This window comes from Mesorhizobium sp. M0771, assembly GCF_040320155.1.
Lineage (GTDB): Bacteria > Pseudomonadota > Alphaproteobacteria > Rhizobiales > Rhizobiaceae > Mesorhizobium.
Genome location: NZ_JAMYPC010000026.1, coordinates 1 through 18,317 on the forward strand (window position 1 = coordinate 1; position 18,317 = coordinate 18,317).

At 63.4% G+C, this 18,317-nt stretch carries 17 protein-coding genes and 1 pseudogene; 6 read left to right on the top strand and 12 right to left on the bottom strand.

Annotated features, from left to right (window positions below; translation table 11 throughout):
• Positions 1-110: 110 nt before the first annotated feature.
• Positions 111-1,040: pseudogene (locus NKI05_RS28205) on the bottom strand (ATP-dependent helicase); the annotation flags it as partial.
• A gap of 80 nt (positions 1,041-1,120) precedes the next feature.
• Positions 1,121-1,819 carry a DUF2059 domain-containing protein gene (locus tag NKI05_RS28210; protein WP_352793780.1) on the bottom strand — a complete coding sequence of 233 codons (699 nt, stop codon included), beginning with the start codon at positions 1,817-1,819 and terminating at the stop codon, positions 1,121-1,123.
• 380 nt (positions 1,820-2,199) lie between these two features.
• Between NKI05_RS28210 and NKI05_RS28215 the strand changes: the two genes are divergently transcribed.
• Positions 2,200-4,539: a glucose/quinate/shikimate family membrane-bound PQQ-dependent dehydrogenase gene (locus tag NKI05_RS28215; protein ID WP_196814830.1), complete on the top strand. Its 2,340-nt coding sequence runs from the start codon at positions 2,200-2,202 to the stop codon at positions 4,537-4,539.
• 12 nt (positions 4,540-4,551) lie between these two features.
• Here NKI05_RS28215 and NKI05_RS28220 read toward each other — a convergent pair whose 3' ends face one another.
• Positions 4,552-5,058 carry a hypothetical protein gene (locus NKI05_RS28220; RefSeq protein ID WP_155929627.1) on the bottom strand — a complete coding sequence of 169 codons (507 nt, stop codon included), beginning with the start codon at positions 5,056-5,058 and terminating at the stop codon, positions 4,552-4,554.
• 135 nt (positions 5,059-5,193) lie between these two features.
• Here NKI05_RS28220 and NKI05_RS28225 point away from each other — a divergent pair, with 135 nt between their 5' ends.
• Positions 5,194-6,099: a dienelactone hydrolase family protein gene (locus tag NKI05_RS28225; protein ID WP_023682108.1), complete on the top strand. Its 906-nt coding sequence runs from the start codon at positions 5,194-5,196 to the stop codon at positions 6,097-6,099.
• Positions 6,100-6,102: 3 nt separating this feature from the next.
• Here NKI05_RS28225 and NKI05_RS28230 read toward each other — a convergent pair whose 3' ends face one another.
• From NKI05_RS28230 to NKI05_RS28250, 5 genes are all read right to left on the bottom strand, one after another.
• Entirely contained in the window at positions 6,103-6,552 is a 450-nt protein-coding gene (locus tag NKI05_RS28230; RefSeq protein ID WP_023668313.1) for a response regulator, read from the bottom strand.
• Positions 6,549-7,697: a histidine kinase dimerization/phosphoacceptor domain -containing protein gene (locus NKI05_RS28235; protein ID WP_023815558.1), complete on the bottom strand. Its 1,149-nt coding sequence runs from the start codon at positions 7,695-7,697 to the stop codon at positions 6,549-6,551. Before NKI05_RS28235 ends, NKI05_RS28230 begins: the two co-directional genes overlap by 4 nt.
• 55 nt (positions 7,698-7,752) lie before the next feature.
• Entirely contained in the window at positions 7,753-7,971 is a 219-nt protein-coding gene (locus NKI05_RS28240; protein WP_155929625.1) for a hypothetical protein, read from the bottom strand.
• Positions 7,958-8,155 carry a hypothetical protein gene (locus NKI05_RS28245; RefSeq protein ID WP_013531006.1) on the bottom strand — a complete coding sequence of 66 codons (198 nt, stop codon included), beginning with the start codon at positions 8,153-8,155 and terminating at the stop codon, positions 7,958-7,960. The genes NKI05_RS28240 and NKI05_RS28245 overlap by 14 nt, the downstream gene beginning before the upstream one ends.
• A gap of 146 nt (positions 8,156-8,301) precedes the next feature.
• On the bottom strand, positions 8,302-8,787 hold the full coding sequence (locus NKI05_RS28250) for a thioesterase family protein (protein ID WP_023699589.1): 486 nt from the start codon (positions 8,785-8,787) through the stop codon (positions 8,302-8,304).
• 102 nt (positions 8,788-8,889) lie between these two features.
• Here NKI05_RS28250 and NKI05_RS28255 point away from each other — a divergent pair, with 102 nt between their 5' ends.
• From NKI05_RS28255 to NKI05_RS28265, 3 genes are all read left to right on the top strand, one after another.
• A complete protein-coding gene (locus NKI05_RS28255) occupies positions 8,890-10,299 on the top strand; it encodes an FAD-binding oxidoreductase (RefSeq protein WP_023725338.1) in 1,410 nt (469 codons plus the stop codon).
• A gap of 21 nt (positions 10,300-10,320) precedes the next feature.
• Positions 10,321-10,800: a hypothetical protein gene (locus NKI05_RS28260; RefSeq protein ID WP_023815557.1), complete on the top strand. Its 480-nt coding sequence runs from the start codon at positions 10,321-10,323 to the stop codon at positions 10,798-10,800.
• 157 nt (positions 10,801-10,957) lie between these two features.
• A complete protein-coding gene (locus NKI05_RS28265) occupies positions 10,958-14,914 on the top strand; it encodes an AsmA family protein (RefSeq protein ID WP_023815556.1) in 3,957 nt (1,318 codons plus the stop codon).
• A gap of 7 nt (positions 14,915-14,921) precedes the next feature.
• On the opposite strand, the gene NKI05_RS28270 is transcribed toward NKI05_RS28265, so the two are convergent.
• From NKI05_RS28270 to NKI05_RS28285, 4 genes are all read right to left on the bottom strand, one after another.
• The gene (locus tag NKI05_RS28270; RefSeq protein WP_023668319.1) at positions 14,922-15,143 is read right to left on the bottom strand and encodes a ribbon-helix-helix domain-containing protein; all 222 of its coding nucleotides are present in this window, start codon (positions 15,141-15,143) and stop codon (positions 14,922-14,924) included.
• A gap of 13 nt (positions 15,144-15,156) precedes the next feature.
• Positions 15,157-15,351, bottom strand: coding sequence for a DUF4169 family protein (locus NKI05_RS28275; protein ID WP_023667420.1), 195 nt, complete (start codon positions 15,349-15,351; stop codon positions 15,157-15,159).
• An 18-nt stretch (positions 15,352-15,369) separates the two neighbouring features.
• Positions 15,370-15,915 (bottom strand): SspB family protein, encoded by a 546-nt coding sequence (locus tag NKI05_RS28280; protein ID WP_023667419.1) that lies wholly within the window; start codon positions 15,913-15,915, stop codon positions 15,370-15,372.
• A gap of 130 nt (positions 15,916-16,045) precedes the next feature.
• The gene (locus NKI05_RS28285; RefSeq protein ID WP_023753518.1) at positions 16,046-16,729 is read right to left on the bottom strand and encodes a TetR/AcrR family transcriptional regulator; all 684 of its coding nucleotides are present in this window, start codon (positions 16,727-16,729) and stop codon (positions 16,046-16,048) included.
• A 188-nt stretch (positions 16,730-16,917) separates the two neighbouring features.
• Between NKI05_RS28285 and NKI05_RS28290 the strand changes: the two genes are divergently transcribed.
• Positions 16,918-18,123 (top strand): multidrug effflux MFS transporter, encoded by a 1,206-nt coding sequence (locus tag NKI05_RS28290; RefSeq protein ID WP_023682099.1) that lies wholly within the window; start codon positions 16,918-16,920, stop codon positions 18,121-18,123.
• Positions 18,124-18,317: the final 194 nt, after the last annotated feature.

The window sequence follows — 18,317 nt, forward strand, 5'->3', positions numbered from 1 at the left end:
TCCTCTTCGCTTGCTGCATATCAAGTATCGCGCCGGAGATAAAATATTTCAAGCTTAAAGTTTCATGTTGGAACGATTGCTGGACACGGGTGGCGGGGCGGGGGGGGGGGGCCCCCCCCCGGGGGGGGGGCGGGGGGACTGGCGCCGGCGCTGCCACCCCCACCCGCGCCGCTACGCGGCGCGACCTCCCCCATCGAGGGGGAGGTAGGTCTTTGCGCCAGCAGCCGCAGCCACATGTATTGCGCGGTGTTGGTGTCCTGGTACTCGTCGACGAGGATGTATTTGAAGCGCTTGTGGTAGTCCTTCAGCACGTCCGGATTGGCGCGGAAGATGCGGATCGGGTGGCAGAGCAGATCGCCGAAGTCGCAGGCGTTCAGCGTCTTCAGCCGCTCCTGATAGGCCTTGTAGAGTTCCCGGCCCTTGCCGTTGGCGAAGCTGCGCGCGTCGCCCTCGGCAATGTCGGCGGGGCCTTGGCCCTTGTTCTTCCAGCCGTCGATCATCTGCGCGAACTGCTTGGCCGGCCAGCGCTTGTCGTCGAGGCCTTCGGCCTGGATCAGCTGCTTGATCAGCCGTACGACGTCGTCCGTGTCGAGGATGGTGAAATCGGATTTGAGCCCGGCCAGCTCGGCGTGCCGCCGCAAGAGCTTGACGCCGATGGAGTGGAAGGTGCCGAGCCACGGCATGCCCTCGACGGCTTCGCCGACGAGATGGCCGATGCGCTGCTTCATCTCGCGCGCGGCCTTGTTGGTGAAGGTCACCGCCAGGATCTGCGAGGGGAAAGCCCTGCCGGTGGCCAGGATATGGGCTATGCGGGTGGTCAGCACGCGGGTCTTGCCGGTGCCGGCGCCGGCCAGCACCAGGACCGGGCCTTCGGTGGTTTCCACCGCCAGCCGCTGCTCGGGGTTGAGGCCGTTGAGATAATCGGGCGCGCTGTTGGGGCCGCTGCGGGCCGCCATGGCGCGCGCGGCTATGCCCGACGGGGCCGCGGGCCGCGCATTGGGTTCGTCGAAAAAGGGCATGTCTTCCGCAAAGCCGGACATCTCCCCCGAATGTAGTGATTCGGGAGCGAAAGACCAGAAGTGTCTACGTTTTGTTCTGCTAAAGTGCCCGATACCGCGGCTCAGGCCTTTCGGTAACCGAGCGCGACGAACAATCGATGTCCGAACGAGCGCGCTTCCTCTGTCATCACCATGCCAAAGGCCGTCAGCATCTGGTCGTAATAGCGGCTGCCCGCGGCTGACGCCAGGAATGTCGAGTACAGTCTGAGATCGCCGAGCGAGAGATCCAGGTACGTATAAGCGCTACCCTGCATGGCATTCTGTTCGATGTTCTGGCGAATTTTCACGGATTGCTGACGCACCAACGCCATGATCTGTTCGTCCGACAGAGGCTTTCCGGCTGCGCCCAGCATCCCCGTAACCATCGCGTAGCTCATGTTCAGCGCTATCGCCTCGCCGGTGTCGACAGCGCTGATATCGTCGATGATCTTGCGGTACAATTCGAGCCGGGCTGGATCCTTGGTCGGAAGCTCGGCGAGGATTTGCTTGCCCTCTGTCTTCTTGCCTTGCCTGCCTTCCGGGCCAGACGACTGAATTTCCAAAGCGGTGACGTGCTTGCCCAACGGGGAAGCGTAAAACGCTGCGAGGTCGGACAGATCGGTGGCCGACAGCCTGTCGGCCATCCGCGATTCGATGGCAGTCTCCATTTTGACTGCGTCGAAGGCGCCTTCCAGCGCGACCGACAAGGCGTCCTGGAAATTTGCCGGTAACGGTTCGGGTATGGATTTCGTGGCTGCGGCGATGCCGGGACCGATGCCCATCAGCATCTCGTGAAAGCCGTTTGCCTTGTTGATCTCGCTCAGCGTCTGTGCCGGCGCGGCCACTGTGCCGGCCGTGAGCGCGACGAAGCTACAGAGGACAAGGACTACGCGCGTCAGAGGCGAGGCGAATGACGTCACTCTGGTTGCTCCTGATGGTTGGTCCAAAGCAGACTGCTGGAAAACCCGGATGCCGGCAAGGCGGGATTGCCACCTTGGCGTGTGGCCTCGAAAAACGCCCTGTTACGCAAGAGAGCCTGCGGCATGGCCTTTTGGTTTCGCCATGGATCGCTCCCCGGCGGCTTGACAGGCACGGCGGCCGGGAGAAGGTTGTACCGCCGGGGGCAGGATTGGCATACCTTTGCCCATGGCCGCGTCGCGGAATGCGCATCAGTCGAAGGAGTATCGTCTTGGCTGTCGTCATCACCTCCCTCATCCTGTTCCTCATCGGCCTCGCACTTGGCGGCGGCGGCGTCTGGCTCGCGATGCTGGGCGGCAGCTGGTACTATGTCGTCACCGGTCTCGCCTTCCTCATCGCCGCATGGCTGCTCTTCCGGCGCAAATCGACGGCGCTCTGGCTCTACGCGGCGATCGTGCTCGGCACGCTGGCCTGGGCGGTGTGGGAAATCGGCTTCGACTGGTGGGAACTCGGACCGCGCGGCGGCATCATCGTGCTTCTGGCGCTGTGGCTGCTGACGCCTTGGGCAAGGCGGGGCCTGATCGGCCCCGACGCGCGCGCGCCGCTCATTCTGGCCGTGCTCGCATCGCTCGCCGTCGCCGGTTATTCGATGACGGCCGATCCCAAGGACATCGCCGGCGACCTCAGCGCCGACAAGGTGACGCCGACTGCCGATCTCGGCGGCAATGTGCCTCCGGGCGAATGGCATTTCTACGGCCGTACGCAATTTGGCCAGCGCTATTCGCCGCTCGACCAGATCACGCCCGACAATGTCGCCAAATTGCAGCCGGCCTGGATCTACCAGACCGGCGACGTGAAAGGGCCGGACGATGTCGGCGAAACCACCTACCAGGTGACGCCGCTGAAGGTGGGCGATGCGCTCTATATCTGCACGCCGCACAATTTCGCCATCGCCATCGATGCCGCCACCGGCAAGGAGAAATGGCGTTTCGATCCCAAGATCAAGCTCGACAAGGACCGCCAGCACCAGACCTGCCGCGGCGTGTCCTATTATGCCGATGCCAAGATCGCCGCCGGCCAGCCTTGCGCGACGCGCGTCTATCTGCCGACCTCGGATGCGCGGCTGATCGCGCTCGACGCCGCCAACGGCCAGGTCTGCCCGTCCTTCGCCGAAGCCGGCACGCTCAATTTGTTGACCAACATGCCGTATCCGAAGTCGGGCTATTATTACTCGACCTCGGCGCCGCTGATTGCGGGCGGCAAGATCATCATCGGCGGCGCGGTCAACGACAATTATTCGACGCAAGAGCCGTCCGGCGTCATCCGGGCCTTCGACGTCGACACCGGCGCCCTGGTGTGGAACTGGGATTCCGGCAATCCGGACCAGACAACGCCGCTGGCGGCAGGCCAGACCTACACCCACAACTCGCCCAACATGTGGTCGACGGCAAGCGCCGACGAGAAGCTCGGCCTGCTCTATGTGCCGCTCGGCAACCAGACGCCGGACCAGCTCGGGATGGGCCGCAGCGCCAATGTCGAGAAGTTTTCCTCCTCGATCACCGCGCTCGATCTGGCCACCGGACAAGTGCGCTGGGTGCGGCAGACCGTGCATCACGACCTCTGGGACATGGATGTGCCGGCACAGCCGACCCTGGTCGACATCACCACCGCTGCCGGCGTCGTTCCGGGCCTGGTCGGGCCGACCAAGCAGGGCGACCTCTACGTGCTCGACCGGCGCAGCGGCGAGCCGATCATCCCGATCAAGGAAGTGCCGGCGCCGGGCGGCGCTGTCGAGGGCGATCACACGTCGCCGACGCAGCCGGTCTCGGATCTCTCCTTCAATCCGAGGCCGCTGACCGGCGCCGACATGTGGGGCATCACCATGTTCGACCAGCTGGCCTGCCGGATCGAATTCCAGGGCCTGCGCTACGAGGGCCGCTACACCCCGCCATCGGTGCAGGGGTCGCTGGTCTATCCCGGTAATTTCGGCACATTCAACTGGGGCGGCGTCGCCGTCGATCCGGTGCGGCAGGTGATGTTCGGCATGCCGACCTATCTGGCGTTCAAATCGCAGCTCATTCCGCGCGACCAGGTGCCGCCGCCGGATGAGGGGCGCGGCAGCGAGCAGGGGCTGAACCGCAATGAGGGCGCACCCTATGCGGTGGTGATGGGGCCGTTCCTGTCGCCGCTCGGCGTGCCCTGCCAGGCGCCGCCATGGGGCTATGTGGCGGGAGCGGACCTCAGAACCGGCAAGATCGCCTACAAGCACCGCAACGGCACCGTCTATGACATGACGCCGTTGCCCTTGCCGCTGAAGGTCGGTGTTCCCGGCATTGGCGGGCCGATGATCACCGCCGGCGGCGTCGTCTTCCTGGGCGCGGCGGTCGACGACTATCTGCGCGCCTATGACCTGACATCGGGCAAGCAGCTTTGGCAGGCCAGGCTGCCGGCCGGTGGGCAGTCGACGCCGATGACCTACACCGTCGCCGACGGCCGCCAGTTCGTGGTCATCGTCGCCGGCGGCCATGGCTCGGTCGGCACCAAGCCCGGCGACTATGTGATGGCCTATACGCTGCCGAAGTAGCAGCGATGTGACTTAGGTAAGTGATCGGCCCGGCAGATATTCTGGTAATGTCGCGCCGCCCCTTATCTGCCTGCCGGCATCTATACGGGGAGAAGTGCCCGGCAGGGCGATGAGGGCAGCAGCAGCCTTGGTCAGCTTGCGTAAGAGATGGCCTTTGAGGCTGGGCACGGAGCCCAGTACTTCATTGGTTAGCTGCGGCCCTGTTTCGGCCTGCTGGATCAGCGTGGTGCAGGCCGACGCCGGTCGACGCGGACCTTCACCATCCGAGCGGCGGCTGCGGCAGCAGCGGAGCGCATTGCCAGCAAGGCAGCAACAGCAAGCACGAGCGCGCTTGCAAGGATCGGAGTAGACAAGGTCATGGCGTTGTTCCTTCTCGTCGGGCTCGCCGCTACGAGCGAGACCATCATCAGCTTCCTTCCATATTGTGGCGGCACCATCGACATTCTCTGAAATGACCAAAATGTGATGGGCGCGTTCGGCGGGGCGGCCGCATCGTTCGATGGCGCAAGCGTCACCCATCCGAGACTGGACCGTGCGAGCTTGCACCCTATCTTGATCCGCGAGTCATCCCGGAGTGACCGCGAGGTCATCCCGGAGTGACCATGAGGTCATCCCGGAGTGACCGTGAGATCATCTCCTAACGAGGAGCACGCCATGACGAAACCCACCGCCGAAGCCGTCAAACCTGCCAAACCTGCCATCACCCAGGCGATGATCGATGCCTATGACGAATACACGCATCTGACGCTCGACCGCCGCCGCTTCATGGAACAGCTGACCAGGCTTGCCGGATCGGGCGCGGCGGCGGCCGCGATCGCGCCGCTGCTTGCGGCGAATTCGGCGCAGGCGGCAATCGTCGCCGACAACGATCCGCGCGTGAAGGCTGAAGATATCACCTATTCCGGCAGCAGCGGTGAGATGAAGGGCTATCTGGTCAGGCCGGCGGACCAGTCCGGCAAGCTCGGCACCGTCATCGTGGTGCATGAGAACAGGGGGCTCAACCCGCATATCAAGGATGTTGCGCGGCGCGTTGCGCTGGAAGGGTTCGTGGCGCTGGCGCCGGATTTCCTGTCGCCGCTCGGCGGCACGCCCGCTGACGAAGACAAGGCGCGCGACATGTTCACCAAGCTCGACGCCAGCCAGGTCACCGCCGATGGCCTGGCGACCATCGCCTATCTCAAGGGCGAGAAGGACGGCAACGGCAAGGTCGGTGCTGTCGGCTTCTGCTGGGGCGGCGGCACGGTCAACAATCTGGCGGTCAACGCGCCCGATCTCGCCGTCGGCGTCGCCTATTACGGCATGCAGCCGAAGGCCGAGGATGTGGCGAAGATCAAGGCGGCGCTGTTGCTGCACTATGCCGGGCTCGACGAGCGCATCGACGCCGGCATCGATGCCTACAAGAAAGCGCTCGACGCCGCCCATGTCGAATACACGCTCTATGTCTATGACGGCGTCAACCATGCCTTCAACAACGACACCTCGGCCGCGCGCTACGACAAGAAGGCAGCCGATCTCGCCTGGGGACGGACGATCGCTTTCCTCAAGGAGAAGCTGGCGTAGGCTTCAGGCCGCCGACGACGCCCATACGCTTTCATAGGCCGGCGACAGCGTAAAACCGGCCGGCAGCACCGAGACCGGGGGCGGGCGCCGCACGCCCTCCTGCAGATAGCGCAACGCCGACACCAGTCCGTTCATCGTGTAGGGCTTGGCGATGACGCCGATCGCGCCGGCGAAATGGTCGGGGATGCGTTTTGGATTGGCGGTCATGAACACCACCATGGAACGGTTACCCTCGCGGATATGCTCGGCAACCTCGACCCCGGTTGGTCCGTCGGCGAGGTGGATATCGACAAAGGCAATATCGGCATCGGCGGTATCAATCATACCTCTTGCTTCGGCCAAGGATGTCGCCCAACCCACAACGCTGTGGCCGGCTTCCTCGACGAGGCTTTCCAGTTCCATCGCCAGCAACGCCTCGTCCTCGACGATCAGGACCTTGAGCGGTTCGTTCATGACAGCTTCCCTTTCTGCTGCGGTTCGTTCGGCATCGAGATGACGACCTTTGTGCCCGGGCCGGCGTCGCGCCATTCGATGTCGGCATGCAACTGCCGGGCAAGCGACTTGATCAGCCGCATGCCGAAGGAAGCATCGCCACTGGCCTCGGCCATGCCGACGCCGTCATCGGAAACCTCGATGTTGAAGTGGCCGTCGGGCTGGCTCATCTTGATGCCGATGCGCCCCGCGGTGGTGCCGTCCGGCTTTGCCTTGAAGGCGTGCTTCAGCGCGTTGGTGACAAGCTCATTGACCATCAAGGCAACAGGCGTGGCTTTTTCGGCCGGAATGACGATGGGTTCGAGGTCCAGCGTCGGCTTGATCTCGGCGCGTCCGGATGCGGTCAGCAGGTCGGTGACCAGATCCCTGGCGAAATCCGAGACATCGAAGCGGCTGACATCCTTTGACTGGTAGAGACGGCGATGCACCGTGCTCAGCGCCTCGATGCGCTCCAGCATGGTGGCCAGCGATCGCTTTGTCGCTTCATCCTTGATTGCCCGGCTTTGCATGATGATCAGCGAGGAGATCATCTGCAGGTTGTTTTTCACCCGATGGTCGACCTCGTGCAGCAGCGTGGTCTGCGCCTCAAGGGCGGCCTCAAGCTCGCGCGTGCGTTCCTTGACAGCCTTTTCAAAGCGGTTCTTGTCGGCGGTGATGCGATCCTCCGAGCGCTTGCGATCGGAGACATCGAGCTGTGAGGCAAAGAAGAACAGGAGTTCGCCTTTGTCGTTGGAAACCGGGCTGATGTAGAGCGCATTCCAGAATGTCGAGCCGTCCTTGCGGTAGTTCAACAGATCGATGGCGATATCGGTTCCCGCTGCTATCGCGTCGCGCACGCTAGCCACAGCTGCCTTGTCTGGCTCTGGCCCCTGCAGGAAGCGGCAGTTCTTGCCCATGACCTCGTCGCGCTCGTAGCCGGTCAGGCGCAGGAACGCGTCATTGGCAAAGACGATCGGATTGTCCGCCTGACGGGGATCGGTGATGACCATCGACATGCGGGTGGCGCGGATGGCGGCCGCGAACGGATCGCCCTTGCCGTGCTCGGCATGCAGATTGTCCGTCATGTGCCATGCGTCGGCCGGTTCCCTGGTCCTTTTCCAGTCCATGCTTTCACTCCAAGCCGTTTTTCAGGGGTCACAACGGCTTAGACGTGGAATTGGTTCAATCTTGATCTTCTTGTCGCAGGCAGCCGTTTGCGAAACCGAATCGCCGGTTGCGCAAACTGTCGAAATGAACGGTTTTTGAAGGTTGTCGGATGCAGCCGATTCGCTGAAAGCGGGGCTGGCGCAGACCTTTGGAAATGATCAGGTCGCAATGGTCCGTGGCGGCGCTCGCCGGTGGCGGCTTTCTCAGAACAGCGGAAACATCAGGCGTGGCCACGCTTCATGCGCGCCTGCTTCAGGATGGCGCGCCAGCGGATCATGTCGAAGGGGATAGGCTCGTTGTTGTTGGCGATGTGGAAGATCTCGTTGTTGACGTTCTTCAACGAGCGCCAGAAATCATAGTCGGTGATGCGCGGATCGGCAGCCAGCCTGTCCACCTCGACCTTGATGTCGGTTTTCATGCACGTTCCTCGAACCGCCTGTTGCCCGCCGCCCGCGTCACAACTCGCATGGCACCGTTCTCAAACGGTCAGCTGAGTCGTTCAATGGCCCAAATGGCTTGTTCACGTTAAAACCTTGGTAAGGTTAACGCGGGCGCGGCAGCGCTTCAAGCGGTCCTGCGGCGAATACCGATCGAACGGCCGGCGCGCTCGGGCATCGGCAGTGCAGAATGGGCGGCGCGCATGGCTTCCACCTTGGCCTGCACATCGGCGGGGAAGGGCGCGACTTTCGGCCCGGACATGTCGACATGCAGCGACAGGGTTTCGGAGGTGGCGGCAAGCCAGCCATCGACATGGCGGATTTCCTGGTAGGCCCTCAGCCGCTTGTCGTCGTGATCGATCAGCTGGAAGGATACGACGACCTTGTGTTCGAGGTGCAGTTCCTGGACATAGCAAACATGGACTTCGGCCGTGTAGATGGTCAGGCGCCGCTCTTCGACATAGTCCAGCCCCATGCCCATCGCCTCGAACGCCTCATCCGAGCAGCGGTCGAACAACACGTTGTAATAGGCCATGTTGAGATGGCCGTTGTAGTCGATCCAGTCCTTCTCGATGTCCATCGGTTTGGAAACTAAGGGGGCGGGAACAGGCATGGAAAGTTCCTTGTTCTGGTGCTGGACAGAGCGCGGCAGTCGAGACTACGCATCCATAATCGCATAACAAGCGTGGACGCTGGTCCATTCGCGGAGGAATTCATGGCTCTGAGCGACCTCAATCCGGTCGAACGCAACGAGGAAGGCATCGCCGCCGTGCTCGGCATTCTCAAGCAGCAGCTCGGCGAACGCTTCCAGACAGGCGCGGCGATCCGCTCGCAGCATGCGCATACCACCACCTATATTCCGACGCAGGCGCCTGACGGTGTCGCGTTCTCGGAGACGACAGAAGAGGTGCAGGAGATCGTACGTGCCTGCGCCGCGCACCGCGTGCCGGTCATCGCCTTCGGCGTCGGTTCCTCGCTGGAGGGCCACACCAACGCGCCGGGTGGCGGCATCTCGGTCGACACCTCGCGCATGAACCGCATCCTGTCGGTCAACCCCGAGGATCTCGACTGCACGGTCGAGCCTGGCGTAACGCGCGAGGATTTGAATCGGCACCTGCGCGATACCGGCCTGTTCTTCCCCATCGATCCCGGCGCCAATGCTTCGCTCGGCGGCATGGCGGCAACGCGGGCCTCCGGCACCAATGCGGTGCGCTACGGCACGATGCGTGAAAACGTGCTGTCGCTGACGGCCGTCATGGCCGATGGCGAGACGGTGACGACCGGCAAGCGGGCGAAAAAGAGTTCGGCCGGCTACGATCTGACGCGGCTTCTGGTCGGCTCGGAAGGCACGCTCGGCATCATCACCTCGCTGACCTTGAAGCTGCAAGGCATTCCGCAGGCGATCTCCGGCGGCGTCTGCCCGTTTCCAAACCTCGAGGCGGCCTGCAACGCGGTCATCGCGACCATCCAGATGGGCATTCCGGTGGCGCGGATCGAACTGGTCAATGGACTGCAGATGCGGGCGATGAAGAATTACTCGAAGCTCGATTATCCCGAGAGCCCGTGCCTGTTCGTCGAGTTCCACGGCAGCGATGCCGGCGTCGCCGAACAGGCCGAGACCTTCGGTGCCATTGCTGAAGACAATGGCGGCGGGCCATTCCTTTGGACCAGCGTCGCCGAGGAGCGCACGAAACTCTGGAAAGCCAGGCACGATGCTTATTGGGCGTCGCTGACGCTACGGCCGGGCGCCAAGGGCCTTTCGACCGATGTCTGCGTGCCGATCTCGCGGCTGGCCGAATGCGTTGCCGAAACCGAGGCCGACATTGCCGAGATGGGCCTGGTTGCGCCGATCGTCGGCCATGCCGGCGACGGCAATTTCCATGTGCTGGTGCTGATGGACGTCAACGACCCCAAAGAGATCGCGCTGGCGGAGAAATTCGTCTCGCGGCTGAACATGCGGGCGATCGCCATGGACGGCACCTGCACCGGCGAACACGGCATCGGCCAGGGCAAGATCGGCTTCCTGCGCCATGAGCTCGGCCATGGTGTCGACATCATGCGCTCCATAAAAAAAGCGCTCGACCCGCAAGACATCATGAACCCGGGCAAGATATTACCTGCATAGCCGAAATGTGAGGAGCCGGCAATGGATACCCTGATTATAAGGGCATCGCTTGGCAAGACACTGTTACTGCTGTCGGCCAGCCTCTTCTTTGTCCTGGCCTGCGCTTTCCTGATTTATGTCTCCGAGGACGGCGACACCGCCGGCCTTTGGTGGTGCGTGGCCTTTTTCGGGCTGGTCGCGTTGGTGTTTGCCTGGCAGCTTGTGCGGCCGCAGATTCTGGTGCTGAACGGACAAGGTTTCAGTCTCGGCGGAGGCCTTGTTCGATCGCCCAAGCTGGTCCCCTGGAAGAATATCGAAAGCTTCTTCGTCGTCCATCGCCGGCGCAGGATAGGCGATATGATCGGGTACAATTTCGCACCGGGGGTCAAGAAAAGCTCCGTCATGGGCAGCGTGACCAAAAGCCTCGGCGCCGAAGCCGCATTACCGCAGGGCTGGACATTGTCGCCCGAGGAGATGGTGGTGCTGCTGAACGAATATCGCCGACGGGCCATGGCAGGATAGTCTCTTGCGCACAGGCCGGACCGCGGTCAAAGGCGTCCAAAAATCTCTGCTCTTCCAGATACATCAGAGATCAAGCAACTCTGGATGAATTGCCTCTTTATCGACACGCTGATGCGGGTAGAGTGCGGCTGACTTTCAATCAACCCGTTCGGAGCTGATGCTCGCACGCCTGTTCGTGATCTTCGGTGGCTTGTTTGTGCTGGTGCTGGTTGCGGCGCTGGTGGTGCCGTATTTTGTCGACTGGACCGGGTACCGCGCCCAATTCGAGCGCGAGGCGAGCGCCATTCTCGGCCGCAAGGTGACGGTGCAAGGCGACGCCACGGCGCGCCTGTTGCCGTTCCCCTCGGTGACCTTCTCAAACGTCACGGTCGCCGGCGGCCCCGGCGGCCAGCCGGCAATGACCGTCGAGACCTTTTCGATGGACGCGGAACTGGCGCCGTTCCTGCGCGGCGAAGTGCTGATTTTCGACATGCGGCTGGTGCATCCGAAGGCGACGATCGACATCGCCGATAACGGCACGGTCGACTGGGCGATACGGCCGTCCTCGCCCTTCGATCTCAACCAGATCTCGATCGAGAAGCTCACGGTGACGGAGGGAGAAATTGCGCTCCGCCATGCCGCAGGCGGGCGCAGCCATCTGATTTCCGAGATCAATTCGACCATCTCTGCCAAGTCGCTGGCCGGGCCGTGGCGCATGGACGGAACGTTGCTGCTCGACGGACTGCGTTCGACGGTTGCGGCTTCGACCGGCAAGGCCGAAGGCAGCGGCCAGATGCGGCTGAGGCTCAAGGTCGATCCCGATGCCTATCCACTGGTCATCGAAACCGACGGCAATGCCGGCATCGTCAATGGGGCTGCCGTCTATTCCGGCCAGTTCAAGATTTCCGGCAACGACAAGAATTCGGCTACGCTGCGCGGCAGCGATGGTGAGGTTGTCGAGATCAATACGGGCAAGGTCAGCGCCGGCAAGCCCGATCCGGGCTTCCGGCTGAACGGCAAGTTCTCGCTTGATCACCAGAAGCTCGGCGTCGACGAATTCCGCTTCGAGACCGGGCCGCTCGACAATCCCTACACAGCCGACGGCAAGGCTTCGGTCGATCTCGGCCTTAGGCCGAACTTCGCCATCGAGGCCAATGGCGCGCAGGTGCAACTGGACGAGGCGGTGGGCGCTGAGAAGGGCGCCGGCCTGACGCTGGACCAGCGCATTGCCGGGATCGAGCAGGCGCTGCTCGAACTGCCGAAGCCGAGTATCCCCGGCACTGTCGAGGTCAAGCTGCCGGCGGTGGTGGCTGGCGACACCACGGTGCGCGACGTGCATCTCTCGGCCGAGCCGGTCGAGGGCGGCTGGTCGGTGAAATCGCTGGCCGCGACCTTGCCCGGGCGCACGACGCTGGAAGCCAGCGGCATGCTCAGCGTCGAAGATCATTTCGGTTTCAGCGGCTCCATGCTGCTGGCGGTGGCGCAGCCTTCCGGCTTTGCTGCCTGGTTGTCCAAAGATGTCGACGAGGCGATCCGCCGGCTGCCGGCCGCCGGCTTCAAGGCCAAGGTGGACCTGTCGGAGAAGCGCCAGGCGTTCAGCGATCTCGAACTGATCCTCGGCAAGTCGAAGTTCACCGGCCGCATCGATTCCAGCCAGCCCGACGACGCCAAGTCCTCGGTGCTGATGCGGCTCGAGGGCGGCGAACTCGATGTCGACGGGCTGACGGCCTTCGCCTCGATCTTCGTCAGCGACAAGGGCGCCAACCGCTTTTCCGACCGCGACCTCGATTTTCAGATCAAGGCAGGGCCGGTCAATGCCGGCGGGCTCACCGCCGACACGGTCGATACCGCGCTCCGGCTCCGCGACGGGCTGCTCGAAATCGACCGGCTGTCGATTGGCGGCCTTGCCGGCGCCTCGATCAGCGCCACCGGCCGGATCAAGGATTTTCCGGCAAGCCCGACCGGCAAGCTCGATGCCTCGGTGGTCGCAGTCGATCTGAAGCCGCTGATCGACATTGCCGCGCAACACTATCCCGACAATCTGATGCTGAAGGGACTGGCTGGCCGCACGGCCGCCTATCCTGAACTGTTCCAGGACGCGCGCGTCGATCTGGTGGCGAGCGCCGCCGACAATGGCGACGGCACGACCGGGCTGGCGGTGAGCGGACAAGGCAAGGCCGGTGGTTCGGCCTTTTCGGCGTCGCTGTCGGGCAAGGGGGCCGTCGGCCAGTTGCTCGACGCGCCGGTGACGCTGACCTTCAACGCCAAAAACCCCGACGCCACGGCGCTGCTGGCGCTCTACGGCCTGCCGGCGCTGCCGCTCGGCATGCTCGGCCAGGCAAGCACCGATATTTCGGCGAAAGGCACGTTTGGCGGCGGCCTGGCGACGAGCTTCAATTTCGCCGCCGATGACTTCAAGGCGACGTTCGACGGCACCGTTGCTCAGACGCCGCAAGGCGCCACCGCCAAGGGCAAGATCGGCCTCGACGCCTCCGACATCGAGCCCTGGCTGATGACGACCGGCGCCGGCCTGCCGGGCATGGGAACGGGCACCTCGACCTCGCTCAGCGCGGATGCCGATTTCGGCAATGGCCTGCTGGTGTTGAGCGGCCTCAGCGGATCCATCAACGAGTCGGAGATTTCGGGCGACGTCAACATCGATGCGAAGCAGGGGCTGCCGCATTTTGCCGGTGCGCTGGCGCTCGACGAACTGGACCTCGACCCGATTGCGGTTGCGCTGTTCGGTGACCAGTCGTTCCTCAGCAGCAACGCGAACTGGCCGACGGCGCCATTCAGCCAGAACTCCAGCCTGCCGTTCAGCGCCGATCTCGATCTGACGACGGCGACGCTTGCCGCCGGACCGCTGGCGACAGCCTATGACGCGTCGCTGTCGTTGAAACTGGACCAGGAAGGCATCCGCGTTTCGGACCTGAAGGCAAAACTGCTCGGCGGCGCGCTCACCGGATTGTTCGAGTTGAAGAACACAGACGGCACGGGGCTGTTCTCCGGCCAGATGAGGCTTGCCGGCGCTGACCTGGCGACCGTGCTGCCGGCTGCCGGCCTGAGTGGCAGCGGCGACTTCTCGACAGGGCTGTCGACCAGCGGCAAATCGGTCGACGCGATGATTGCCGCACTCTCCGGCTCGGGCACGGCGGCGCTGAAAGGCCTCACCATTGCCGGCGTCAATCCCGATGCCTTCGGCGCGTTGATTGCCAAGGCTGATGCGATCGGGCGCGACATCGACACAGCAAAGACCGCGGGCTTTGCACCTGAGATCGCTGGCGACGGCAGCTTTGCTGCCGGCGATGCCGACATCGCCTTCACGGTCGCCGGCGGCACGTTGCGGGCACCACCGATCAAATTCGAAAACCAGGCGGCGACGCTGTCTGCCGACATCACGGCCGACCTCAACACCGGCACCGTCGCCACCAAGGGCGCTGTCACCTACAAGCCTGGCGACGAGGCGCTGATCGGCTCCGATCCGACGGTCAATTTCAGCGTCGATGGGCCGTTCGGGGCGCTGAAGAAGCAGTTCGACAGCGAGCCGCTGGCGCAATTTTTGACCCAGCGCGCGCTGGAAAAGGAGCAGCAGCGGGTCGAGGCGATGCAGGCCGCACTGCTCGAGAAGCAGCGGCTGCGGCGCGAGGTGCGCTACTACGCCGCCCTGCAGACCGAGCGCGACAACGCGGCCGAGGAATTGCGCAAGCAGGAGGAAGCGGCACGGCTCAAAGCCGAGGCCGACGCCAAGGCGAAGGCACAGGCCGATGCGAAGGCACAGGCCGAAGCGGATGCGAAGGCCAAGGCGGATGCCGAAGCAAAGGCCAATGCCGATGCGAAAGCGCAGGCAGAGGCTGACGCAAAGGCCAAGGCAGATGCGGACGCGAAAGCGCAGGCCGAAGAGCAGGCTGCCGAAGACGCCGCAAAGGCCGAGGACGAACGGAAGAAGGCTGAGCAGGCGATGCGGATCGCTTCGCAGGAAAAAGCCAGGCTGGAGGCCGAGCGCAAGGCTCAGGAGCAGGCGCCGAAGGTCGACCGCTCACTTCCCGGTGTCAGTGACGGTTCGGCCCCGGCGCCGCCGAAGCCCAGGACAAATCCGTTCTCCGTCGACAATCTGCTGAAGTCGCTGGGCAATTAAGAACCATTCAGACCGCGCCGCGCTTGGCCCAGTCCAGCACATGAAGCCTGAGCGCCGAGGACAGGTTCGCATCGCGCGGTCTTGTCTCATCGATCTCCGCGACCAGGGCAGCAAGCGTCAGCTTGCGCGCGGCGGCGATGGCGACGAGATCGTCATAAAAGGGTTTTTCGAGGGAATAGCTGGTGCGATGGCCGCGGATGGTCACGGAGCGTTTTTCGACCGGGCTCACCGCAGGCGGTCCATCAATCGCCCTGGTCTTCCGGGCGTTCGCGGCGGTGGCCGGCGACGAATTTTTCGGCCTTGTCCGATGTCAGACGGTCACGAGTTCTTTCGGCTTTGGAACGGCCGTGCAGAGCGCGGTTCTCGCCGGCGAGCTTTTCCTTTTCGGTGCGCGCCTTCTGCTTGCGGACCTGGCGAAGGTTGACGATTTCGCCCATGTCGCGCCGACCGTCCCGCTACTTCTTGCGGAAGGCGTCGAGCGACACGACGTCGGCGCCCTTGCCGGCGGCGGCATCGGCCACGGCGGGCTTTTTCTCCGCCTCAGTGGCAGCTGCCTTCTTCTCGGCCTTCGGCTTTTTCTCGGAGACGATAGCCAAAGGCTCGGCAGCCGGCTGGGCGGCTGCATCGTCTTCCGCCGGGACGTCGGTCTTAACGTCGAACTCGAGTTCGAAATTGACCGATGGGTCGTAGAAGCCGCGTACGGCCGAGAACGGGATTTCCAGCTTCTCCGGCACGTCGGAGAAGGACAGCCCGACCTCGAAGCCGGTATCGGTCACCTTGAGGTCCCAATACTGGAACTGGATGACGATGGTCATCTGTTCGGGATAGCGCTCGCGCAGCCTGGAGGACACCCGCACGCCCGGCGCGCCGGTCAGGAATGTGATGAAGAAATGATGATTGCCGGGAAGGCCGGTGCGCGCGACTTCGGCCAGGACCTTGCGCATGACGCCGCGCAATGCCTCCTGGGCCAGGATGTCGTAGCGGATGTGGTCGTCGGCCATGTGCTGGTCGGGTTCCGTTGAATCGTCCGCATAGCTGTAATCAAGCTTGAGCGCGGCGTAAACCGGATATAGATCGCTGATGCGCCGAAGCGAAGCCCGTAACGGACGATTTGATCGCCTGCTTTGGCGTTCAGGCGCTGGCCAGCTGTTTTTCCACCGCTGCCGCTGATCTGCGCTTGCCGAAGGCGCGCAGGAATGTGCCCACGCCGTGGGTGGCGGATTGCAACACTTCGTCTTCCGACGGCATCCCGCCTAGCATGAAGGTGGTCTGCAGTTCGGCGTTGGCTAGCGCCAGGAACTGGCGTGCGGCGACATCGGGATCGTCGACCGCGAGATGGCCGGCATGGGCGAGGCGGGCAAAACGGGCGGCAAGTGCGGGCCAGGTCCGGCCCGGCCCTTGGTCGCGCCATTCTGCGAAGAGCTCGGGATAGCGCTCGCCTTCGGTCTGGATCAGCTTGCGCAGGAAGCGTCCGTCGCGGTTGCAGATGCAGTTCTGATTCATGCGCACGGCAAAGCCGATCAGGTCGGCTTCCAGATCCTTCGGCTGGTCTGGGAAAGAGGCGAAGGTGGCGAAGATGCCGGCATTGCAGCGCTCCGTCAGATCGCGCACCACAGCCATGAAGAGCTTTTCCTTGTCGCGGTGGTGATTATAGATGGTCTGGCGCGACACGCCGGCCTCCACCGCGATCAGGTCGATATTCGCGCCGGCAAAGCCTTCCCGGCAAAAGACCGAAGCCGCCGCATCGATAATCGACATACGCTTGGCCTCGTGGCCGCGTGGCGGGAAAATGTCAGGAGAAACGGCAAGCTTCATAGAAATCTATATAGAGGTGATTGACGAATTAGACAAGGCTGTCTAAATTTGTGGACACAATAAATGGGGAATTCGCTCCGTAGAGACGAATAATCTCGCTCTGAGCCGTCGGATTTCAACGGGATGGAACGTCCTAGGGTTAGTCGTCGCGTTGGCGGCGCCAACCAGACTTGAAAGAAGCCTTTATCATGAGTCCCAAATTCCTCCGCATCGCGGTCGTGCTCGGCCTGTTGTCCGCTATCGGCCCCTTCGCCATCGACATGTATCTGCCGGCGTTGCCTTCGATCGGCGAAGATCTGCATGCCGGCACCGCCGCCGTTCAGATGAGCCTTTTGATCTTCTTCCTGTCGATGGGCTTCGGCCAGATCGTCGTCGGACCGATCTCCGACATGGTCGGCCGCAAGCTGCCGCTTTACGGCGGCCTTGCGCTGTTCATGGTCGGCGGTATCGGTTCGGCCATGAGCCCGACCATCGAATGGCTGATCGCCTTCCGCTTCCTGCAGGGACTGGGCGCCAGCGCCGGCATGGCGGTGCCGCGCGCCATCGTGCGCGACCTGCACACCGGCACCGAAGCCGCCAAGCTGATGTCGCTGCTGATGCTGGTGTTTTCGGTGTCGCCGATCCTGGCGCCGCTGACCGGCAGCCAGATCATCGAGAATTTCGGCTGGCGCGCCGTGTTCTGGACGGTGACGGGCGCGGCCCTGCTGGCCACCATTCTGCTGGCGACCTCGCTGAAGGAGACGCGGCCGGCGGAAGAACGCGTCGGTTCCTCCTTCGGAACCGCACTCGCCGGCTATCGCTTCCTCATGGGTGACCGCAATTTCCTCGGCCTGGTGGCGATCGCCGGCTTCGGCATCGCCAGCTTCTTCGTCTACCTCTCGAGTTCGTCCTTCATCCTGATCGACCATTACGGGCTGTCGCCTTCCGTCTACAGCGTGTTCTTCTCGATCAATGCGGTGGCCTTCATCGGCATGTCGCAACTGACGGGGATGCTGTCGGAGCGCTTCGGGCTGAAGCGCGTCGTCTGGGTGGCGGTAACCGGCTATGCCACGACGATGGTTGTGCTGTTCGCAGTCATGGCGACCGGCGTCGACCGGCTCGATGTTATGGCGGCACTGCTGTTCGTCGGCTACGGCTTCCTTGGCCTGGTCATCCCGACGACGTCGGTGCTGGCCATGGAAGAGCATGGCGAGATCGCCGGCACGGCCTCGGCGCTGATGGGCACGCTGCACTTCGCCATCGGTGCGCTGGCGATGGGCGTCGCCGGCATCTTCTTCGACGGCACCCCGCTGCCCATGGTGGCCGGCATCACGCTCTGCGCGGTGATCTCGTTCACGCTGGCCAAACTGACGCTTGGCCGCTCGCGCGAAGCCGTTGAAGCGCCGGCCGAGTAAGCTGACCGCAATCGACCGGAAAGGCCGGGTCATCCCGGCCTTTTTCACGTCTGGGGTAATCCGGCCCCGGCCACGGCCTTCGACCGACGCCAGCGGCAAATTGCACCAGCTCATGGCTCAATTTGGTGTAGGCTTCGCGGCCCATCGTCATGCGAAATCCGGCCAGCGGCAGCCGGCATTGAGCGTACGATATC

Coding starts and splice junctions, on each gene's coding strand:
- NKI05_RS28280 (WP_023667419.1), bottom strand. CDS start 15,915: ATGGCCGACGACCACATCCGCTACGACATCCTGGCCCAGGAGGCATTG.
- NKI05_RS28235 (WP_023815558.1), bottom strand. CDS start 7,697: ATGGACTGGAAAAGGACCAGGGAACCGGCCGACGCATGGCACATGACG.
- NKI05_RS28265 (WP_023815556.1), top strand. CDS start 10,958: ATGCTCGCACGCCTGTTCGTGATCTTCGGTGGCTTGTTTGTGCTGGTG.
- NKI05_RS28285 (WP_023753518.1), bottom strand. CDS start 16,729: ATGAAGCTTGCCGTTTCTCCTGACATTTTCCCGCCACGCGGCCACGAG.
- NKI05_RS28255 (WP_023725338.1), top strand. CDS start 8,890: ATGGCTCTGAGCGACCTCAATCCGGTCGAACGCAACGAGGAAGGCATC.
- NKI05_RS28215 (WP_196814830.1), top strand. CDS start 2,200: ATGCGCATCAGTCGAAGGAGTATCGTCTTGGCTGTCGTCATCACCTCC.
- NKI05_RS28225 (WP_023682108.1), top strand. CDS start 5,194: ATGACGAAACCCACCGCCGAAGCCGTCAAACCTGCCAAACCTGCCATC.
- NKI05_RS28275 (WP_023667420.1), bottom strand. CDS start 15,351: ATGGGCGAAATCGTCAACCTTCGCCAGGTCCGCAAGCAGAAGGCGCGC.
- NKI05_RS28230 (WP_023668313.1), bottom strand. CDS start 6,552: ATGAACGAACCGCTCAAGGTCCTGATCGTCGAGGACGAGGCGTTGCTG.
- NKI05_RS28260 (WP_023815557.1), top strand. CDS start 10,321: ATGGATACCCTGATTATAAGGGCATCGCTTGGCAAGACACTGTTACTG.
- NKI05_RS28245 (WP_013531006.1), bottom strand. CDS start 8,155: ATGAAAACCGACATCAAGGTCGAGGTGGACAGGCTGGCTGCCGATCCG.
- NKI05_RS28220 (WP_155929627.1), bottom strand. CDS start 5,058: ATGGGTGACGCTTGCGCCATCGAACGATGCGGCCGCCCCGCCGAACGC.
- NKI05_RS28250 (WP_023699589.1), bottom strand. CDS start 8,787: ATGCCTGTTCCCGCCCCCTTAGTTTCCAAACCGATGGACATCGAGAAG.
- NKI05_RS28210 (WP_352793780.1), bottom strand. CDS start 1,819: ATGGGCATCGGTCCCGGCATCGCCGCAGCCACGAAATCCATACCCGAA.
- NKI05_RS28290 (WP_023682099.1), top strand. CDS start 16,918: ATGAGTCCCAAATTCCTCCGCATCGCGGTCGTGCTCGGCCTGTTGTCC.